16 protein-coding genes are annotated in these 20,124 nt (G+C 65.0%); 4 read left to right on the forward strand and 12 right to left on the reverse strand.

The window, feature by feature from the left end; genetic code table 11:
- Positions 1–47: 47 nt before the first annotated feature.
- Positions 48–3,263: an AAA family ATPase gene (locus tag ACWW36_RS05100; protein ID WP_456140510.1), complete on the forward strand. Its 3,216-nt coding sequence runs from the start codon at positions 48–50 to the stop codon at positions 3,261–3,263.
- A gap of 24 nt (positions 3,264–3,287) precedes the next feature.
- On the opposite strand, the gene ACWW36_RS05105 is transcribed toward ACWW36_RS05100, so the two are convergent.
- The 3 genes from ACWW36_RS05105 to ACWW36_RS05115 form a co-directional block, all read right to left on the reverse strand.
- Positions 3,288–5,135 carry a PE-PPE domain-containing protein gene (locus ACWW36_RS05105; RefSeq protein WP_456140511.1) on the reverse strand — a complete coding sequence of 616 codons (1,848 nt, stop codon included), beginning with the start codon at positions 5,133–5,135 and terminating at the stop codon, positions 3,288–3,290.
- A gap of 186 nt (positions 5,136–5,321) precedes the next feature.
- Complete coding sequence (locus ACWW36_RS05110; RefSeq protein ID WP_456140512.1) at positions 5,322–7,928, reverse strand: tetratricopeptide repeat protein; 2,607 nt, start codon at positions 7,926–7,928, stop codon at positions 5,322–5,324.
- Positions 7,929–8,050: 122 nt separating this feature from the next.
- On the reverse strand, positions 8,051–8,497 hold the full coding sequence (locus ACWW36_RS05115) for an SRPBCC family protein (RefSeq protein ID WP_456140513.1): 447 nt from the start codon (positions 8,495–8,497) through the stop codon (positions 8,051–8,053).
- A 32-nt stretch (positions 8,498–8,529) separates the two neighbouring features.
- Here ACWW36_RS05115 and ACWW36_RS05120 point away from each other — a divergent pair, with 32 nt between their 5' ends.
- The gene (locus ACWW36_RS05120; protein WP_456140514.1) at positions 8,530–8,973 is read left to right on the forward strand and encodes a nuclear transport factor 2 family protein; all 444 of its coding nucleotides are present in this window, start codon (positions 8,530–8,532) and stop codon (positions 8,971–8,973) included.
- Between the two features lie 199 nt (positions 8,974–9,172).
- Here ACWW36_RS05120 and ACWW36_RS05125 read toward each other — a convergent pair whose 3' ends face one another.
- Genes ACWW36_RS05125 through ACWW36_RS05160 form a run of 8 tightly spaced genes read right to left on the reverse strand, consistent with a single transcriptional unit; the run spans position 9,173 to position 18,253 of the window.
- Positions 9,173–10,609, reverse strand: a complete 1,437-nt coding sequence (locus ACWW36_RS05125) for an MCE family protein (protein WP_456140515.1) — start codon at positions 10,607–10,609, stop codon at positions 9,173–9,175.
- A gap of 1 nt (position 10,610) precedes the next feature.
- A complete protein-coding gene (locus tag ACWW36_RS05130; protein WP_456140516.1) occupies positions 10,611–11,732 on the reverse strand; it encodes an MCE family protein in 1,122 nt (373 codons plus the stop codon).
- Entirely contained in the window at positions 11,729–13,018 is a 1,290-nt protein-coding gene (locus tag ACWW36_RS05135; protein WP_456140517.1) for an MCE family protein, read from the reverse strand. The genes ACWW36_RS05130 and ACWW36_RS05135 overlap by 4 nt, the downstream gene beginning before the upstream one ends.
- A complete protein-coding gene (locus ACWW36_RS05140; RefSeq protein ID WP_456140518.1) occupies positions 13,015–14,319 on the reverse strand; it encodes an MCE family protein in 1,305 nt (434 codons plus the stop codon). The genes ACWW36_RS05135 and ACWW36_RS05140 overlap by 4 nt, the downstream gene beginning before the upstream one ends.
- Positions 14,316–15,344 (reverse strand): MCE family protein, encoded by a 1,029-nt coding sequence (locus tag ACWW36_RS05145; protein WP_456140519.1) that lies wholly within the window; start codon positions 15,342–15,344, stop codon positions 14,316–14,318. The genes ACWW36_RS05140 and ACWW36_RS05145 overlap by 4 nt, the downstream gene beginning before the upstream one ends.
- On the reverse strand, positions 15,341–16,675 hold the full coding sequence (locus ACWW36_RS05150) for an MCE family protein (RefSeq protein ID WP_456140520.1): 1,335 nt from the start codon (positions 16,673–16,675) through the stop codon (positions 15,341–15,343). Before ACWW36_RS05150 ends, ACWW36_RS05145 begins: the two co-directional genes overlap by 4 nt.
- 7 nt (positions 16,676–16,682) lie before the next feature.
- Positions 16,683–17,495 (reverse strand): ABC transporter permease, encoded by an 813-nt coding sequence (locus ACWW36_RS05155; RefSeq protein WP_456140521.1) that lies wholly within the window; start codon positions 17,493–17,495, stop codon positions 16,683–16,685.
- Positions 17,492–18,253 carry an MlaE family ABC transporter permease gene (locus ACWW36_RS05160; protein ID WP_456140522.1) on the reverse strand — a complete coding sequence of 254 codons (762 nt, stop codon included), beginning with the start codon at positions 18,251–18,253 and terminating at the stop codon, positions 17,492–17,494. Before ACWW36_RS05160 ends, ACWW36_RS05155 begins: the two co-directional genes overlap by 4 nt.
- A 324-nt stretch (positions 18,254–18,577) precedes the next feature.
- On the opposite strand from ACWW36_RS05160, the gene ACWW36_RS05165 reads away from it, so the two are divergent.
- Together ACWW36_RS05165 and ACWW36_RS05170 are read left to right on the forward strand one after the other, a co-directional pair.
- The gene (locus tag ACWW36_RS05165; protein ID WP_456140523.1) at positions 18,578–18,928 is read left to right on the forward strand and encodes a UBP-type zinc finger domain-containing protein; all 351 of its coding nucleotides are present in this window, start codon (positions 18,578–18,580) and stop codon (positions 18,926–18,928) included.
- 46 nt (positions 18,929–18,974) lie between these two features.
- Entirely contained in the window at positions 18,975–19,142 is a 168-nt protein-coding gene (locus ACWW36_RS05170) for a hypothetical protein (RefSeq protein WP_456140524.1), read from the forward strand.
- Position 19,143: 1 nt separating this feature from the next.
- On the opposite strand, the gene ACWW36_RS05175 is transcribed toward ACWW36_RS05170, so the two are convergent.
- Complete coding sequence (locus tag ACWW36_RS05175) at positions 19,144–20,124, reverse strand: NAD-dependent epimerase/dehydratase family protein (protein ID WP_456140525.1); 981 nt, start codon at positions 20,122–20,124, stop codon at positions 19,144–19,146.

Below are 20,124 nucleotides of genomic sequence, written 5' to 3' on the forward strand. Positions count from 1 at the left end.
CCTCTAAGGTGCGCGATACGCCATACCCTTGGCGAATTAGCCAGTTAGTGGGCGACGCCCGGTCGGCGGAAAGTGCAGGAGGGCCGGCAACGAAGGCATGCCGGTCGTGTGGCGCCGTGCCACACGAGGGCGCGCGATTCTGCGACGCGTGCGGGTCAAAGCTCTTGTCATGTGCCGACACCGCGGAATACAAGCAGGTGACGTTGCTGTTCGCCGATGTGGTGCGTTCGATGGACATCGCGACTGCCCTTGATATTGAGCGGTTGCGCGAGGTCATGACCGAATTGGTGGAACGGTCAGCGGCGGTGTTGCGCCGCTACGGCGGGACGGTGGACTACCAGGGCGACGGGGTGATGGCGATCTTCGGCGCCCCGATCGCGTTGGAGGATCACGCTTTTCGTGCGTGCGTGGCCGCGCTGGCCATCCAGGAGGAGACGAGCCGGTTGGCGGCGGAGCTACAGCACCGCGACGGTATCGATCTTCGCGTGCGGGTGGGCCTCGATTCGGGTCGCGTGATCGCCGGTGAAATCGGCTCGGGGTCATTGGGTTACGCCGCAACCGGGCATCACGTCGGGATGGCCCAACGAATGGAATCGGTCGCCCCACCCGGCGGGGTGATGCTGTCGGAGTCGACCGCACGGCTGGTCGAACACCTCGCCGTGCTGGCCGAACCTGAGTGGGTGCGCATCAAAGGGTCCGACAAACCGGTGTGCGCGCGCCAACTGATGGGTATCGGGCCGCGCGATCGCCGATTCGGGCGCGTCGAGGCGAGCCTGATCGGTCGGCGCTCGGAGATGGCGACGCTCGACGCCATGGTGGATCACGCCATCGGTGGCCGCGGAGTCGTGGTGAATGTGGTGGGACCTCCGGGCATCGGCAAGAGCCGGGTGGCCCGGGAGGCCGCCACGGTCGCGGCCGATCGCGGGGTGGAAGTCTTTTGGGCATTCTGCGAGTCGCATGCTCACGATATCCCGTTCCATGCTGTGACGAGCCTGTTGCGCGCGGCTACCGGCGTCGCTGACCTCGACGGGGAAGCCGCCCGCGCTCATGTCCGGGAACAATTCCCCGATGCCGACCTGCAGGATCTGTTGCTGCTTGATGATCTGCTCGACATCGCCGACCCCGATGTGCGGCGGCCCCAGATCGACCCGGATGCCCGGCGACGCCGGTTGACCACAATGATCAACAAGTCGTCGCTGGCCCGCACCCAACCGGCGCTGTTCATCGTCGAGGACGCGCACTGGATCGACGCGGTCAGCGAGTCGATGATTGCCGACTTCCTCACCGTCATTCCGCGCGTCCCGTCGATTGTGCTGATCACCTCCCGCCCCGAGTATGACGGAGCGCTGACGCGGGCAGCCGACGCACAGACGATACCGCTTGCCCCACTGGGTGATTCAGATAGCAAGGCGTTGCTCGGTGAGCTGCTGGGATCGCATCCCTCGGTCGGCGAGCTGGCGGCGATCATCGCCGAGCGAGCCGCAGGGAACCCGTTCTTCGCCGAAGAGATGGTGCGCGAATTGGCGCAACGCGGCGTGTTGACCGGCGAGCACGGTGGCTACGTCTGCCGGTCGGATATCGCCGAACTCAGCGTACCGGCCACGGTGCAGGCCGCCATCGAGGCGCGCATCGACCGCCTGAAGGCTCCGGCCAAGCGGACGTTGAACGCGGCCTCGGTGATCGGAGCCCGCTTCGGGCCCGAGCTACTCTCCGCGCTGGGCATCGGCGCGGTTTTCGACGAGCTCCTCAGCGCCGAGCTGATCGATCAGATCAAGTTCACCCCCAGCGCCGAGTACGCGTTTCGACATCCACTGATCCGCGCGGTGGCCTACGAATCGCAGCTGAAATCCGATCGCGCCCAATATCACCGGCGCCTGTCCGCCGCGATCCAAGAGTCTGAGCCCGACTCGGTGGAGGAGAACGCCGCGCTGATCGCCGAACATCTGCAGGCCGCCGGTGAGCTGCGCGAGGCCTACGGCTGGCACATGCGCGCCAGTGCGTGGTCCACCAACCGCGATCTGAACGCTGCTCGGGTCAGCTGGGAGCGGGCACGCGGGATCGCCGATCGGCTGCCCACCGACGCCCCCGACCAGCTGTCGATGCGCATCACCCCACGGACCATGCTGTGTGCCACCGACTGGCAAGCCCGAGAGGTCCAGGAAAGCCGGCGCCGCTTCGAGGAGTTGCGCGAGTTGTGCGCTGCGGCCGGGGACAAGGCCTCGCTGGCCATCGGCATGACCGCGTTGGCCACCGAGCTTCTCTACGCTGGCCGCACGCGTGAGGGGGCACGGATGGCATCCGACCAGATGGCGCTGCTGGAGTCGATCGACGACCCCGCCCCGGCCATGGGGTTGACGCCCATAGCGTTCTGCAACTGGCTCGGTGTCGGTGAATTCGATGAGGTCTTGCGGTGGTCGCAGACCGTCGTCGATCTGGCCGCAGGCGACCCCGCCAAGGGCGCCGGCTTCGGTGTGGGATCACCGCTGGCAATCGCGCTGGCATGGCGGGGCACTGCCCGGTGGTGGCTGGGCCGCCCCCGTTGGCGCCAAGACCTGCACGACGCCGTCGCGATGGCCCGACGCAGCAACACGGAAACCCTCTCCGGTGCCGTCGCCTGGACCTACGGTTTCGCGATGCAGTACGGGGTGCTCCGGACCAGTGACTCCGTGGTGCATGTGTGCGAGGAGGCAGTGCAGACCGCCCAAAGGGCCAGCAGCGATCGCGCACTGGGCTTGGCCGGGTACACGTTGGCTGTCGGGCTGCTGAATCGGGACGCCGCGGCCGACCGTCAGCGTGGGCTTGAGTTGATGATGCAGACCCGCGACATATGGCTGCGCAAGCGGGCCTTTTTCCTCATCCCGGTCACCGACGTGTGGGCCGCCCGGGAAACGGCCAGGCGCGGCGACCGAGATGCTGCCGTTGGGGTGATGCGCCAAGCCGTCGACGAGCTGTGCCAGGCAGGAAACCTCTTCTATGGCGGTTGGGGCACCGGTGTTCTGGTGGAGACGCTGCTGGAGCGCGCCGCCGAGGGCGATCTGGCCGAAGCCGAAGAGGCGATCGACCGGTTGGCGAAACTCTTCGCCGATCAATGTTCGGCGATGAGCGAGATCACTCTGCTGCGGCCGCGCGCGCTGCTATCCCGTGCCCGCGGCGATGACGTCGCCTACTCGGACTTGGTGAGTCGCTACCGCGCCATGGCGGAATCGCTTGGCTTCGAAGGCCACATCGCCTGGGCCGAGGCAATGGTCGAGGGTGGGCAATAACCGGTCGGGGGCTGGCGAGCACCACTAGGAACCGTCGCCGTCGCCGCCCGACGAACCGCCGTCCGAGGAGCTGCCGGCCGACGACGAAGCGGCTGACGACGATGCGGTCGAGGAGGGTTCGCCGGTCGCGGCCTCAGCGCCGGCAGCGGCGGTCCGGGTCGTCGGCTGGTCGGCTTCGCCGCGGTCGGACCGGTCGGGGAGCTGCTGATCCACCCCGAGCGAATCGCGCAACACCGGCCGAGGCTTCTCCGGCGTGGGTGTCGAGGCGCTAGCTGAAGGCTCGGGCCTTGCCGCGGTCGACGGCTGGACCGCACTGGCTGTCGTCGACGCCGCCTTGGTGGTTTCGGTTACGCCCAGCGGCGTCGGCTGTTCGGTGTCGGTTGCGGTTTGCGCTGACGTTGGCGGATCGGTTTCGGTCACCGTCGTCGTCGATGTTGCGGTGTCCAATGACATCTGGCGGGTACCGATCGCCGTTCCCGTCGACTTCGCCTGCTCGGTTTGGGTCGGCGTGTCCTTCGCCGTCACCTGGTGGGAGATGTCGGCTGTAGCGGTTTCGCTGGCCGGTGCCGCAAGGGTGACAGGCGTGGGCATGCTCGGCAGCGGTGGCAAGCCGATGAGGCCTAGGGATTTGTTGATTCCCTCGCCGATCGCGTTGACGAGATCGGTGACCACCTTCGCGGGGTCGAACTGTGGGATCAGCCGTGCCGGCGTGGGCTCCCACGGTGGGATGGTGCGGTCGTAGCCCAGTTCCACCAGGACCCGGAAGAACGGCTCAACCACGTCGATGAGCGGCTCGGGCACCCCCAGCGCGCGCAGCGGATCGAATAGCGGCAGGTCCCGCGTTTCGAAGAAGTAGTAGCTGGTGTCGCCATGGGTGCCCTGGTAAGCCGCCGACGTCGACGCATCGGGAGCCAGGGTCACGTCGAACGGGTGGGTGTGCCGGTACAAGAAGCCCAGCACCGCGTTCAGGTCGGCGATGACGTTGAGCGGATACAACGGGAAATCCGCCGCGCCGTCGTACTGCCGGTTGATGGTGACGGTCTTGAACTGGGTGTCGGTGGGCTCGGGGCCGTTGAACGACAGATCGAGCACCGGGATGTAGAGGCCCGGGAACCGGGCATTAAGGCCGCCGTTGGGCAGATTCGTGTCACCGGCCAGCACGAACTCGATATCGGGGGCCGTGGTCCCTGCCGGATACTGTTCGGCGAGCTTGCGCTTCTCCATGATCACGAGCGCCGCACCTTGCGAGTCGCCGAAGATCACCTGATGGTCGTTGCCATACTTCGTCATCGCAGTCTCCAGATCGGCGACCCCGGCCCGCAGCGACTGATCGATGGTGAGGTCGAAAAGCCCCGAGAGTTTCCACCACGGCTCATCCGGCCACGCCGGCCCACCAGGTCCGAACAAGCGCGGATCCCCGACCACGGGCCCGATAAGGCGCAAAAACCCGGTGATGGGCCAATACTCCTCGGGCGTAGTCACCGCGACCGGCGTGATGGTCTGGCCTGGATGGGTCGGCGTGATGAACTGGTTCATGACGGACCCGACCACGTACTCGTCGGGCGTCGGGCAGGTGGTCCCGCACACGATCAGGGCGGTCGAGTCGGCCGATAGCCGCACGGCCGGCGACCCAGTCGAATCCGGCACCGGCCCAGTCGTGGCCATCACCACCAGGGCCGCGACGCCGATCGACACCGTCATCCGGGTGGCGGCGCGCCGAACATTCCCTACTCCCAGCGCGACAGCCAATGCCCCAACGCGACCGATGTGCTTCGCGGTACCCGTCATCCGTCCTGGACCTGGGCCCTGGCGAAACGTCGGCTTTTCGACGATGGCCTGTGGATCGGCTTGTGCCGCAAATGACTCGGACACTTTGTGCCTTCTCTCGTTGGCGTTGTGACCGATTAATCGTCGCTCGCGTCAGTTCGATGACCCCAGTAGTGCACCACTGGATCTCGCCTGGTCTCGACTCGGTACTACTTAGCCGCGGCCTTGACCTGCTGCCTGCCCCGGCGGCCACATGCCCGCCGATCGCACCCTGGCGCACCGAACTTGTGGTCACACCCGGCGCAGAAGAGCGGCGAGCTCGTCGCGGCTAGATACTCCCGTCTTTGACATTGCCTGGTAGATGTGGCTTTCAACCGTCCGCACGGAGAGTGTCAGTCGTTCGGCCACTGCGCGGTTGGACAATCCCTCACCGATCAGCATGACAATCTCTCGTTCGCGATTGGTCAGCGGCAACGGCGCGGTGGCCTGACCAAGCGCTGGCGTACACGCTCCACCACATTGTTCGGCCAGCGCATCTGCGCGCGTCGAACAGGCTAGTGCCGAACCTCGTCGGCCCTGGCGCCGATAGACAACGGCGGCGTGCGCCGCCGCATCGACGGCGGCAACGAGGTCGCCCATGTGCTCGAATTCCTCTGATACCGAGGACAACTCAACGCCATCGTCGTCGCGCAGGGCGATGGCGAACCGCGCCGCCAAGCCGACACGTGGCCCTTCGACAATCGATTCGAGTTCGTGCAACCTTTGCGCACTGGTGCGATCGCCAAACTGGGCGGCGGACTGTAGGCATAGCACTTCCGCGGCGAATCGCCCTGTGGCTCTCGCTCTTTCGGCCGCTGATAGCAACACAGCGATCGCCTCCGTCACCGCGCCTTGGCCGGCGGCCGTCCAGGAACGGGCCAGGCTGAGCTCGTGGTCCAGAGACCTAAACCGGCGTTGCACATCGTCGAGCTTGGCAAGCGCGGCCGCCGCCTCCTCAGTAGAACCACGCATCGCCAATGCGGTCGCATGGGATATGCGATAGCGGTATCCCCAGCCGCCCGGATGCGATGCCGACAGCCCTTCGGCCGCCCGTTCCAGTAATAGGCATGCGCGGTGCAGGTCACCGGCTCCAAGCGCGGCCCGCCCAGCCACGGCACCACCGAGCAATTGAGCCGCACCCGGGAGATGAGATGCCTGCTGCTGCGTTCGCTCCGCCACATCAAGAGCGTCGGCAATTCGGCCAGACAGCAGCAGTGCGGTGACTTCTGCGTCAGCGATGTTGAACCTCATGTGCGGAGCATCGAGGGCGCGTGTGGCGACGGCGTATCCGGCGTCCGCATTGGCGACTGCTTCGCTGATGCGCCCCGCGTCTGCGGATATTTGGGCCAGGGCCCAGGCAATCTCGGTGCCGACGACGGGAATATCTTCCAACGCAAGTCTTTTCGAAACCCTCAGCGCCTCCTCTGGCTGGTCCGTTGCAAACCAATAGATCGTGAGGAAGGCGTCGATGTACGCGCGAGCCTCCTTAGGGGTGTTGCGCGACGCGTCGTCGATGAGTTCCTTGGCTCGCGCCGGATCGCCGAGCGCCCAGAGCATGTTGCTGGATCGCAGGAACACCAATCTGGCGCGGTCGCGATCGGTCAGCTGGCTGGTACGGATATCCGCGAGCAAAGCTTCGGCCTCCTCGCCGCGCCCTAACCACGACAATGCATGCGCGCGAACAAAGCTGGGTTCCGGCCCTGCCCCGGCGTGAATTGCCGCATCTGCGAGTCGATCCGCGAGGTGGAGGTCTCCCAGCCAAACTGCGCCGTGTGCTGCTCTCACGAGCAGATCGGCGTCGGCTGGGAGGTCGGATTCGAGGCTCAACGTCGCGCGGCGCACGACGGCTCGGATGTCATCTCGGAGACCTGACACTGCGAGCTCGGTGGCGACGAGGCCACGTAGCCGTCGCAGCCGGCTGTGGGGCGCACGCCTGCGCCGCACCTCTCCGTAGAGCGGATGCGCCACCCGCACCTCGATGCCGCCGCCGGCGGGCTCGAGTGTGATGAGGCCGCGGGCTTCGGCCTCCTCGATCGCGGCCGCATCGGTGATCCGTGCGAGGGACCCGAGGTCGATAGGCTCCCCGACAGCCAGCACGTCGACCACATCGCTGACCGGCGTAGGAAGCTCCCCGATGCGGGATTCGATGAGCTCGACCAGACCCGGCGGCATGATCGGATCGCCAATCCACCGCCAGTACCCGTGGTCTTGCACAATTCGGCCGTCGGCGACCTCCTGCCCGACGATGTTCCGCAGATAGAGAACATTGCCGCGGGTCAGCTTCCATAGCCGCTGCGCGGCATCCGAATCCACCGAACCCTCTAAGGCCGCCTCCAACAGCTTGGTGGTTTCGTCGAGCGATAGTTGCTGTAGGTCGAGCCGGTCGAAGTGGCCAACCTTCGATATCTCTTGTAACGCAAGGGGAATCAGCTCACCATCTCGGACCGTGAGTATCACTTTTGCCGCACCCCGCTGCACGATCTGATGCACGACGAAAGTCGACAAGTCATCGAGCAGGTGTGCGTCGTCAACAGCCAGGACCACCTTGGCGTCCGGGGAAGATGCCGTGGTCAGTGATTCGATCACGCCCCGGAGCAATTGAAATGTATCGGTGACAGCTGACGGCGCCCATGCGGTGAAAGCACCGAGCGGAATTTCCCGCGCCGAAGATGTGCCAACTGTCCAGCGCGCATCGAATCCGTGCGAAGCGGCAACCGACAACGCCTCACGGGCGATCCGACTCTTCCCGACACCCGCCGCTCCACAAACGAGAATGCCGGAGACATCCGAAGCCGAGATGGCGGCCTCGAGAGTTCGCATCTCCTCGGTGCGACCAGTTAACGGCCACGACAATTCCACCCACCGAGCGTAAGAGGCCATATACGGCCGCGCGGAAGTAATGGCGACTTCGCCCTAGCCACATGCAGCATTCGGTGGCGGTCCTTGCGAAGTGCAGTACGCGACCACCGGTCAAGCGTCAGTTACTTGGCGCCCTTCTTCACCTTCAGCACCTGCTTGCGCAGGCCGTCGGTGGCGGTTTCCATCGCGCCTTTCATCGCGCGTTTGAGGATGAAGCCGGGCAAGGGCACCGACGGGTCGACCGTGATCTCGAAACGGACCTTGGTCTTGTCGCCGTCGGGCGTGAGCGTGTATTTCGCGTCCTGCGAGCGCAGCTGGCCGGCGCTGACCAGCGTCCAACTGGCGCTGGTCTCCGTCCAGGTGTACTCGACGACCTGCTCGTCGGTCAGGCCTGCCGCCTTGACTTTCATCTTGACCTGCTTGGGTCTGCCGTCCTTGTAGCTGTCGAGGACCTCGGCGCTCTGGTATTGCGACGACCAACTGGGCGTCGACTCGACGTCGGCGATGACGTCGAGGATCTCCTCGGTTGTTGCTTCGATGGTGACTTCGCGGGAATCGCTGGTAGCCATGGCGCGACCATATCTGGTTTACGGTTCGAGTCATGGAGCTTTGGGAGCTGACCGCGCGTGAACGAATCAGGGACACACTCGCCAGCTACAACTGGTCCGGGGACGCGCTTCGGCTCGACGAGCTCGCCCAAAGCTTTTGCGAAGACGGTGAGCTCGAGCTGAGGGGCCGCGAGCCGGTCCGCGGCCGGGCGGCGATCGTCGAGCTGCTCGGCGGAGCTGTCGCAGCACCGAACGCGACAGCGCAGGCCTCGGGTGTGAAGCGAATCGTGCGTCATAACGTCACGAACATCCGGTTCACCGACGTCGCGCCGGACCAGGCGCGGGTCGCCTGCTACTTCACCGTCTTCACCGAGATCGGTCTCGACCACTACGGCCGCTACCGGGACGTGTTCGTTCCCGTCGGCGATGACTGGCTCATGCGACATCGCTTCGTCTCGACGGACTGGAGCGCACCTGAGTCGACGATGGCACGTTAGGGTGTTGGCGGCACCAGACTGCTTGCACGGTCCCATCGTCGAGATTGCATCCAGGGCTGTGAAATCACATACCCAACAACCCTCAGTGCAATCTCAAGCAGAGGAGCGCAACTCGCCCAAAGGCGCGAGGAGCATTGGCTCCGCGCTGAGGGCGAAGAAGTGCGAGTAGACCACACCCTACGCGCAGAATGAACGGGCGCTAGGGCGTCGGCGGCACCAGCATCGACTGCCAAGTCTTGTTGTCCGGGTGCGCCAAATCCGTCTGTGTATAGCGCTTTCCATCGGGGCCGATGTAGTCGCCGGTGGCCGGATCGTAGGGGACGGCCGCAGGCGGTGGCGGCTGCCGCGGATCCTGGCCCGGCGCGTATTGCGGCACACCCTGACCCGAGAGCGTCGCGTTCGGATCGCCCTTCCAGTTCAGGCCCTCGTTCAGCGGCACGTACTGCTCGTCGCTCTCGCACAGCTCGACCGTCGGCGAACGCTTGTCTGGCTTCGTCTCGCACGGAATGTTGCGCACCCCACGCACATTCATATCCGAGTCCTGCGGGATGCGGCAGTACAACTCCCCCGCGGGCCGCTCGGGATAATCCTGATCGGAGGGCGACCGCTGCTGGCGGACCGGCAGGAACCCGGTGTTGCATGGCGGCGGCAAGTTGAGGTTGAGATTGAAGTCGAGATATATGCCCCGATAAGCCTGTTTGACACCGGAATCCGCGACGGCGATCGCCGACATCACGGCGGTCCCCTGCGGGAAGAGGACCAGCAGCTGCTCGAGGTCGTTACGGTAGGTCACCGCGATATCGCCGAGGCTGACGAGATTGGCCAGCAGCACCGGCAACGCGGGGGCGACGCGGTCGAACAGCGCCCGGCCTTCCTCCAGCGCCGGGCCGCCGACGTTGAGCAGGTCCCCGAAGGCCACGTCCTGCGCCTTGAACTGGCCCGTGATCGACGCCATGCGCTGTGCCCAGGTGGCGATCGAATCGGCAGTCTGCACTTGGGAATTCAGCACCGGTGGAGCCTGGTCGATCAACTGACTGATTTGGTCGACGGACTTTCCGCTCTCGATCGCCAGTGCCGTCGACCCGTCGACGATGTGCGAGAGTTCCGGTCCCAGACCGCCGACCGCTTTGGCCGATTCGTCGACGACCGTCCGCAGATTGTCCGGTGGGATCGCTTGCAGCGCTTTGTTTGTGGCGTCGAGCAGCTTTCCGATGTCGGCGGGAATCTGCACGTCGCCCACCGGGATGACATCGCCGTCCCGCAACTTCGCAGCAGTGTCTGCGCCGGCTTTCGGTGTCAATTCGAGGAATTGCTCGCCGACGGCTGAGCGGCTGTGCACTGCGGCCGAAACATCGGACGGAACCTTGGTCTCGGAATTAAGTGTCAACACCGCACGAACACCGTCGGCCGTGACGTCGATCGACTTGACCCTGCCGATCTCACTGCCGCGGTAGGTGACCACGGACGTCGGGTACAACCCGCCGGACGCGGGAAGCTCCACCGTCACGGTGTAGCGCCCAATCCCCAGCAAGGCCGGGACTTTCACGAAGCCGAATGCCATGACACCGACGGCCACGACGGTGATCGCCGCCAGGATCGCCAGCTGTGTCCACACCGGACGCGACAAGCGCAGCATGTCAGTAGGCTCCCCACCGATACGGGGCGATGAGCGGGTTGCCCCCGGTATACGGGCTCGGCATCTGCCCGATCGTGCGGCCCCACTGCAGTTCGAGCTCGGTGAGGTCGCCTTCCCACCGCGTCCCGGTGAACAGGCTGCTGTCGATCCGGCTCAGAGTCAGATCGATGACGAGGGTGATGTTCGCGAAGTCACCCCGGAACCAGTTGGCAAGCGTGCTCTTCACCCATGGGTACGTCGACAGGAAATCCAATCCCTTGGTGAGGGCGGGGCCGGCGTTGGCCAGTTCCCGGAACACCGGCGCAATGTTGCGCAGGTTGTCCACGAACGACTCCTTGGTCTGATTGACCGTCGACGTCGCGATGGCGCTGAACTTACCGAGAGCATCGATGGCATCGGCCAATTTGGCGCGTGAATCCGACAGCACGGCCAGCGCTTGCGGGATTGTGGTGAGCGCCGTGTCGACGGTCTGGTCTTTCGCGGCCACCTGCCCCGCCAGCGAATTGAGATGCTCCGTGGCGGAGATGATGTCGTCGGTCTGGGCATTCAACTGAGATATGAACGTATCCAATTGATTCAGAAGGCTGCGCATGTCGTTCTCACGGCCCGCCAACGCTTTGGCGAACGCCTGGTTGATCTCCTGCAGCTGACCGAGCCCACCGCCGTTGAGCAGAACCGACACCGAGGCCAGCGTCTGCTCGGTCGTCGGATAGGTACTGGCCGCCGTCAGCGGGATCACCGAACCGTCCCTGAGTTCGCCCTGCGGCGGCTCATCGGTGGGGGGTGCCAGTTCGATGTGCATGGACCCAAGCAGACTGGTTTGCCCGACCTTGGCGGTGCTGTTCGCCGGTAGGTGCACGTTGCCGTCGATACGCATCGTCACCAACGCATGCCAATCCTGTACCTCGATATTGGTGACGTTTCCGACGTTGACGTCCGCCACCCGCACCCGGGTGTTCCGTTGAATGACAACCACATCGGGCAGCTGCGCCTGAATGGTGTACGAGCCGTTGCCGGTGCCTTCGGTCCCCGGCAAGTTCAGTGAGTTGAGGCCCTGCCAGCCACACCCTGAAACTGAGGACAGGCATGCGACGACGAGCGCCGCGATCGCCATTCGCCTCATGGCGTGCCCCCGGGCGGCACCATCATTCCCTGCAATCCCAGGCTGGGGTCGGTGGGTGTCGCGGCTTCGGCCGTCAGTGGTTCGGCGGGCAGCGGCGCCGGAACATCCGCCGGCGGCGCGGGCGGCAGGTGCGGATTCAGCCGGTCTTCGCTGTAGGTGATCTCGTTAGGCCGCGCCGACGCTCCCACGAACGGGTTGATACCGAGCGGCGGAAAGTTGTACTGGCGGTTCTTGATGATCGGCGCGAGGTACTGGACACACAGCTTCGACGACTGCTCCCAATTCTCCCTCGACGCGGCCTGGATTGCGCTGCAGATGAATTGGACGGTGTTGGCGAAGTTGACCGGAGCAAGGATGCCCGTGACGGCGCTCTGCGCGGGTTGGTAGATGTTCATGAAGTTCTGGAACACCGTCGGCGCGATGTGCAGCACCTGCTTGATGTCTCCCCGGCTGTCGTTCAGCGCAGTGGTGACGGTATTGAGGTGGTCGAATGTGGTGCCGAGACCCTCCCGGTTGTCGGCGACGAAGCCGCGCAGGTCGATGACCGCGCCGTCGAGTCCCTTTGCCGCGTCGGCCACTTCGTTGGGTGTGTTGGCGAGGACGGTCGTGATATCGGCCAGGTTCGTATTGAATGCGGCCAGCAAGTCACTACTCGACGACAAGGCCGATACCAACAGCTGCAGGTTGCGTACCGTGCTGAAGATGTCGGTGCTGTGGTCGCCGAGCGCCGAAACCGCTTGGGAGAGCTTGATGACCGTGTCGCGTGCCGTGTCGCCCTCACCGCGCAGGTTCGCGGCGGCGCTGTTGACGAATTCGCCCACTGCGCTGGGGCCGCCGGGGGTCGTGGGCTGCAACGAGTCGGTGAGCTTCTCCAGTTGCTGGCGCAAGTCGTCCCACTCGACGGGAACAGCGGTGTGTTCCTTCGGAATCGTGGCGCCGTCAGCCAGTTTCGGGCCGCTGGAGTAGGCGGGGACGAGCTGGATCGCGCGGGCGGACACCAGCGACGGCGACAGGATCGCCGCCTGGACATCGGCGGGCACCGGGTACTGCCTGTCGACCGAGAACGTGACCTTCGCGGCGTTTGGTTGGGGGTCGATCTCGTCCACGGTTCCGACGGCGACACCGAGGATGCGTACCTCGTCGCCGGTATACAGACCGTTGGTGTTGGCGAAGTAGGCGACGTAGGTGTTGCGGGCGACGCTCTTCCACCACGGCGTGGCCACCACCGTGATCCCGACGGCAAGGATCACGACCAGGGTCGCTGCGAGGGCTCTCCGCGCCGTCATCCGTGCGCCCCTTCCGCTGGGGCCGGTGGCCCGAAGGTCGGCGGTGGAAGTTCGCCCGGTGCGGGGCCGAGGGCCGGCGGACCTGGCGGCGGTCCGCCGGGCGCAGGGGCGGGCAGGGGCTCGCGGTAGGGGTAGCGCGGATCGCCGGGTTTACCCGTAATAGCCTCTGGCAGTGTCAAATTCGGCTCGCCGCCTTGCCCGGTACGCGGAAAGGGCACCGGCAGCGCCGGGGTTCCTGGCTGGCCCACCCCTGGGTCGACGAGCTGCGACGGCAGCAGCACATTCGGGTCCAGGCCGAGATCGGAGAACGCGGCGTCGATGAACGGCTGGGCGAACTGGCCGGGGGCGAGGTTGACCAGTGAGGCCTTGAAGAACGGTCCGGATCCCAAGACTTCACCGAACGACATCGCATACCGCCGAAGCAGATACAGAGTGCGCTGAAGTTCTTGCCTGCGGTTGTCCAGGATCCCGAGGACACCGTTGATCTTGTCGACGGCAGGCTTCAGTTGTGTCCGGTTGTCGTTCACGACGCCGGATATCTGATGTGACACCGCTGTCAGGTTGTTCATCAGCGCATCGACCGAATCGCGTTGTGTGAGAAGCCCGGCGAGAAGCGCGTTGGCGTTGACGACCAGGCCGGCGATCTGGTCGCTGCGCTTGGCCAGCACCGCGGTGACCTTGTTCGCATTGGCCAGCAAGTCGCGCAGCTTCGCGTCACGATTGTTGAGGGTGTCGGAGAATCGGGCCACCCCCTCCAGCGCGATCTTCAGGTCGGGCGGGGTGTCCTTGAAGGTATCCGCCAGTGTCGTCAGCGCCGTGGATAGCTGCGTGGTGTCCAGAGCGCTGATGGTCGTGGTCAGGTCGCCAAGCGCATCAGGCAGGTCATAGGGAGACTTGGTCCGCTCGATCGGGATGGGGCCGACGAGGTTGCCGTCGCCGCGCGGAGTCAGCTCGAGGAACTTCGTCCCCAGCACCGTTTCGGTCTTGATCGCGGCCTCGGTCCGATCGCCTATCTCGACACCGTCGCGAACCGTGAAGTCCACCAACACTTTCGTCCCGTCCAGGTGGATGCTCGACACCCTGCCGACGCCGAGTCCCGACACGCGCACATCGCTTCCGGGCTTGATTCCGCCCGCCTCGGTGAAATAGGCGGAGTAGTCGGTGGTGCCCTTGATCAACGGGATCTTGTCGTAGGAGAACACGGCCACGACCAATGCGACCAGAATGAGGGCGCCAACGACACCGACGACGACTCGATTGCGCTCGGCCAGCGGCTTGATCTTGGGGCGTATCAACGTCATTTAGGTGTGCACCGTCCCGAGTCCTGGCCGGCCAGTTTGATGAACACAGGCTGGCCGCCTTTACCGTTGACCTTCAGAATCGCGTCGCAGAGATAGAAGCCGAAGTAGTCGCCGTAGAGCCCGTTGCGGGCGAGCACCTGATAGGCGTCGGGCAGCGTCTTGACCAGATCGTCGACGAAATCGTGATCGGCCATGACCTGACCGGCGAACCGATCCGCCTGAACCACAGTGTCTTTGATCGGCTGGCGCGCAGCTGTCAACAGGTCCGCCACCGATCCCGCGGCGGCGTTGATGTACGCCGTGCCCGTCGCGATGTCGGTCTTGCGCTCGGCCAGCCCCTGCACAAGCTGCGACAGTTTGTCCAGACCTTCGGAGAACTGATCATCACGGGCGGCGAAGGTGCCGAGCACGGTATCGAGATTGGTGATCACCTGCCCGATGAGCTCGTCGCGGCCTGCCAGGGTCGTGGTGAGTGCAGAGGTCTGGGCCAGCACCGACGAGATGGTGCCGCCCTGGCCCTGGAACACCTTCAGCAGTTCGCCGGACAACGCGTTTACCTGGTCAGGGTCCAACGCACGAAACAGCGGCCGGAAACCGCCGATGAGGGCGTCGACGTCGAGCGCCGGTGACGTGCGAGCCAGCGGAATCGTTTGTCCCGGCTGCAGTTTCCGCACCGAGCCGGCCCCTTCTTCGAGGGACAGGTAGCGGTCACCGATGAGATTCTCGTAACGCACCGCGGCCCTTGTGCCCTCGGTCAGCGTGAGATTCTTGTCGATGGCGAAGTCGACGCTGACGGTACCGTCCTTGTGCAGGGTCAGGTTCTTGACTTTTCCGACCTCCACACCGGCGATGCGGACGAAGTTCCCGCCTTTGAGGCCCGAGACATTCGTGAACACCGCGCTGTAGGAGACGCGAGAGTCGAAGCGGAACTGCCCGAACACGGTCACCAGCACGAACATGAAGACCAGGCACATCACGGTGAACAACGCCACCCGCACGGCAGCGCGGCGAGTCCTGCCTCTCATGGCGTGCCTCCCGGCGGCGGCGGGTAGAGCGGTGTTCCATCGGACCCGAATTCCGGTGCGCCGTATGCAGGTGCGCCCGGGTAGGCCGGAAGCGGACCCGGTGCGGGGCCGCCGGGATACCGGATCTTCGGCGGTTCAGGCACTGCCTTGGTGACCGGGAAGTAGTTGGCGAAACCGGGGAAGCCAATGCCGGGATTGGGGCGGATATCGAGGCCCGTGCCGAAGCCGGTATCGGTGACCAGGTACTTCACCGGGAAGTTCTTGCTGACATCGGGCAACGAGCCGCAACTGGGCTTGCCGCCGGGCCCGCCCTTGGCGTTGACGACGGGCAGGTTGTCTGGATAGCGGTAGGGATCGTCACCGAACAGCAGGCCAGCATCCATGATCACCGATTTGCCATTACCGCCCAAGGCATCTCGGCCACCGTGGTCCAAGAACCACTGGGCGCCCTGGAACAGGCAGGTATAAGTCGGCGAGTACTTCAGGAACAGTGCGGTCGTCGGGTCCAGGATGTTCATCGCGCGCACCAGGTTTGACTGGTTTGCGCCGATCGTGTTGATACCGGATTGGGAGAATCCCACGGCGGACAGCAGCAGTTCATCGAGCGACTTCGCGTGCGTGGTGATCGTCGTGCTCGTCGTCGAAAACGAATCCAGGATCGACAGGATATCTTGGGCCGCATTGGAATACGCTTCGGCGGTTTGCCCGAACAGCTGCCAGTCCTTCTGGACCGTCGGCATTCTCGGGTTCACAGCGAGCAGCACGTTGTTGGCGTCCGTGATCGCCTGCCCGATGCGATCGCCCTTACCGCGCACCGATTCGGCCACCGCAGACAGCACCGAATTCAGTTTCGCCGGGTCGATCGAATGCACTACTGACTGCAGGTTCTCGAACACGGTGTTGACTTCAACGGTCACGTTGCGGGAATACAGCACAGCACCCGGCTTGAGGCGGTCGGAACTCCCGCCACCGTCAGGCACGATCAGGTCTACGTACTTGGCACCAAATGCGGTGCTGGACTTGATCTCCGCCTCGACATTGTTTGGCAGGTACTGGAACGGGCCCGGGTCCATCTTGAGGTTCAGCTTCGACAGGTTGGACTCGGCACCGATGGATGCGACTTCCCCGACTTGAACGCCGCGCAGCTTCACCTTCGCGCCGTCTTCCATGACCAGACCGGCCCTGTCGGAAACCAGCGTCAGCGGAACGGTTTTGCGCAAGGTCCCGTTGAACGACAGGACGGTCAGCGTGCTCAGCACCACGATCACGACGAGCAGCACAGGCGCCCACCAGATGGGGTCGATCCGGTCGCGACGAGATGACTTGGACATTTCCACCTCACCCCGACAGATGGAAGTTGCCCGACTGCCCGTACACCGACAGTGTGATGGTCAACAGAATGAACACGCCCGCGGTGATCGAGGTTCGCACCGCGCGGCCGACCGCGTCCCCGACGCCGGCCGGACCCCCGGTGACGGTATAGCCGTAGTACGTGTGCACCGCCATCACGGCGGCCGCCATCGACAACGCCTCCACGAAGGACCACAACAGGTCGGTCGGCTGCAGAAACGTCGTGAAGTAGTGGTCGTAGACGCCACGCGACTGCCCGTACACGATCGTCGTCCCGAACCGGGTCGCCAGAAACGACATCAACACAGACACCGTGTAGATCGGAATGACCGCGACGACGCCCGCCACGATCCGGGTGGAGGCCAGGTACGTGATCACCCGGATCCCCATCACCTCGAGCGCATCGATCTCCTCGTTGATGCGCATGGCACCGATTTGCGCGGTGGCGCCTGCGCCGATGGTGGCGGCCAGCGCCACACCCGCGGTTGCCGGTGCGATGAAGCGAACGTTGAGGAACGCGCCGAGGAAGCCGGTGAGGGCTTCGATCCCGACGTTGGACAGCGTGTTGTAACCCTGCGCGGCGATCAGCGCGCCGGTGCACAGCGTGAGGAAACCGATGATGGCCACCGTCCCGCCGATGACGGCCAACGCCCCGGTGCCCATGCCCATGCCTGCGATCTGGCGCAACACCATGGCCGGATAGCGCCGCACGGCATCGGGGGTAGCCCACAGCGCCCGACCGTAGAAGGCGGTCTGCTCTCCCAGCCTGCGGGTCCTGTCAACCACACCGACGTCTGTCACGGCGCGACCTTCACGCCGAACGCGGTGGCCAGAATGTTGATGAGAAACAGGGCCATGAACGCGAACACGACGGTTTCGTTGACGGCGTTTCCGACCGCCGTGGGCCCACCGCCGACGTGCAACCCCTTGTAGCACGCGATCAACCCGGCCGACAGACCGAACAACAACGCCTTGACCAGAGACACGACCACCTGCGGCAGGCCGGTCAGCAGTGTCATCCCGGCGACGAACGCGCCCGGCGTGACGTGCTGAACGAACACCACGAAGAAATAGCTGCCGGACAGCCCGACGACGGCGACTACCGAATACAGCATCAGCGCAACGAAAGTCGCGGCGATCACGCGCGGCACCACGAGAGCTTGAATGGGGTTGACACCGATGACCTTCATCGCGTCGATCTCCTCGCGAATCGTTCGGGCACCCAGATCGGCGCACATCGCTGTCGCACCCGCACCGGAGACGACGATCGCCGTCACCACGGGTCCCACCTGGGTCACCGACGCCAGCGCTGCTCCAGCACCGGACAAGTCGCCGGCACCGACCTCCAGCAGGACGATGTTCAGTGTGAAGACGATGAGCACCGTGTAGGGAATCGACAGCACGAGCGTCGGCACGATCGACACCCTTGCCACGAACCAGATCTGATCCAGCAACTCGCGCCAGGCGAACGGTGGACGTGACATCGCCGCGAACGTCTCCCCAACGAGGACGACGAAATCCCCGATGGCGAAAGCGGGCTTAGACCAGGCGACCCCCATCAGGCTCGACTGCCGAGAGATAGCGGCATCGGACTACGTCATTCGCCAAGAGGCGCACGCGCGAGGTGACGACAGCGGCGCCATCGCCGCGGTGCGTGAGCATGGTCCTGCCGATCCCACATGCATTCCTATCGTCGTCAAGCTTGGGCGGGACGCTAGGAGAGCACGGGTTAGCCGTCAACGCGGCACAATAAGCAAACAGCCCGTCAATAAACGCAATTCGCTGGTTGCCCCAACGCATTTGGTTTCGCTCATTTCGATCGAATCGTATTGATTTTAAGTGTTGCCGGGGCGATTCGAGCAGTGCCGGTAGGCTCGCGGACCATGAGCACCGATGTAGACCCCACGATTCCGCCGAGCGGCGAAGGCTGCGTCGAGTGCGATGCGGTCGGCGGATGGTGGGTGCACCTACGCCGGTGTGCGGCCTGCGGGCACATCGGGTGTTGCGACGACTCGCTCGCGCGGCACGCGTCGGCGCATTGGCGCGAAACCGGACACCCCATCATCCGATCGTTCGAGCCTGGCGAGGACTGGTTCTGGAACTACGCCACGAATGAGTACTACGACGGGCCGGAACTCGCTGCGCCGGAGTGTCACCCGTCCGATCAGCCCGTTCCCGGCCCCGCCGGTCGGGTACCCAAGGACTGGGTCACGCAACTCCGTAACCGCGAGTGAGGACGCGCCGACGTTTCCGAGCCCGGGGACGGGGTAGTCACTACCGGTGAACAGCAACAAGCCCAAGGCGGCCGAATCCGACTCGGGCGCGAAAGGCGCCGACGACGACGTCGTGACCGATCCAGCCAGGAGCGCAGGCGAAGGCAACGACTGGTCGGACGAGGGTGGTGCCACACCCGGCGGCCCCGCCGACACCGGCGACCACACGCAGTGAACTAGATAGACGCGGCCAACGCCGACAGTGTCTCGGCTGCAGTGTATTTCGGCGTCCAGCCCAGCTGCGTCTTGGCCTTGGTGGTGTCCATCACCACCGAAGTGCGGCCGACATGCAGCCATTCCATTGCCGACGGCACGAACGGCAGGCGGGCGATGACCTCCGACGCCGTCGACACCGCGATCCTCGGAACCCGCACCGGACGGGCGCCAAGCGCTTCGGCTACGTCGGACATCGACAGCACCCCGTCGCCTGCGATGTTGTAGGCGCCCGGCGGCGCGGAAGTCGTTGCCGCCAAGGCGATTGCCGCGGCGACGTCGTCGTGGTGAACGAGTTGCACCGGCGTGCCCGGATCGGGGAACGGCGGTTTGAGCAGCGGCAGCGCCTGGGTGAAGCGCCTGACCGGACCGGGCAACTGGTTCCATGGCATCGCCTCGGCCAACGCGGGCGCCTTCGGCCCTGCAACTATGCACGGCCGCAGCACATACACCTCCAGCGACGAGCCGCCGGTGATCTCCTCCAGCGCTGCCTCGCACGCGGCCTTCTGCTCGGAGTAGTAATGCTCGGGCGATCCGCGCGGCGGTACATCCTCTGTGATCGGGACGGGATTGTCGGAGTGATAGCCGTACGCGGCCACCGACGACGTGTACACCAGCCTCCGCGGACGCGCGGCCGCGACCGTCGCCTCGAAGACGTTGCGCGTGCCGTCCAGATTCACGCGGGCGCTCTCCTCGCGGGAGCCCATGATGATGAACGCCAGGTGGATCACCACGTCGGCGTCGGCCACCAGCGCATCGACGGCGTCGCGGTCGAGAATGTCGCCCTGCTGATATTCGGTTCGGCGCCAGCCATGGTCGGCCGGGTCGAACGGGCGGCGGGCCATCCCGATGATGCGCTCGACCTCGGGTGCACGCTCCAGGGCCTCGACGGTCGAGACGCCGATCTCCCCCGTCGGGCCGGTGACGGCCACGGTCACTCCCAC

The sequence above is a fragment of the Mycobacterium sp. MMS18-G62 genome (assembly GCF_053877835.1).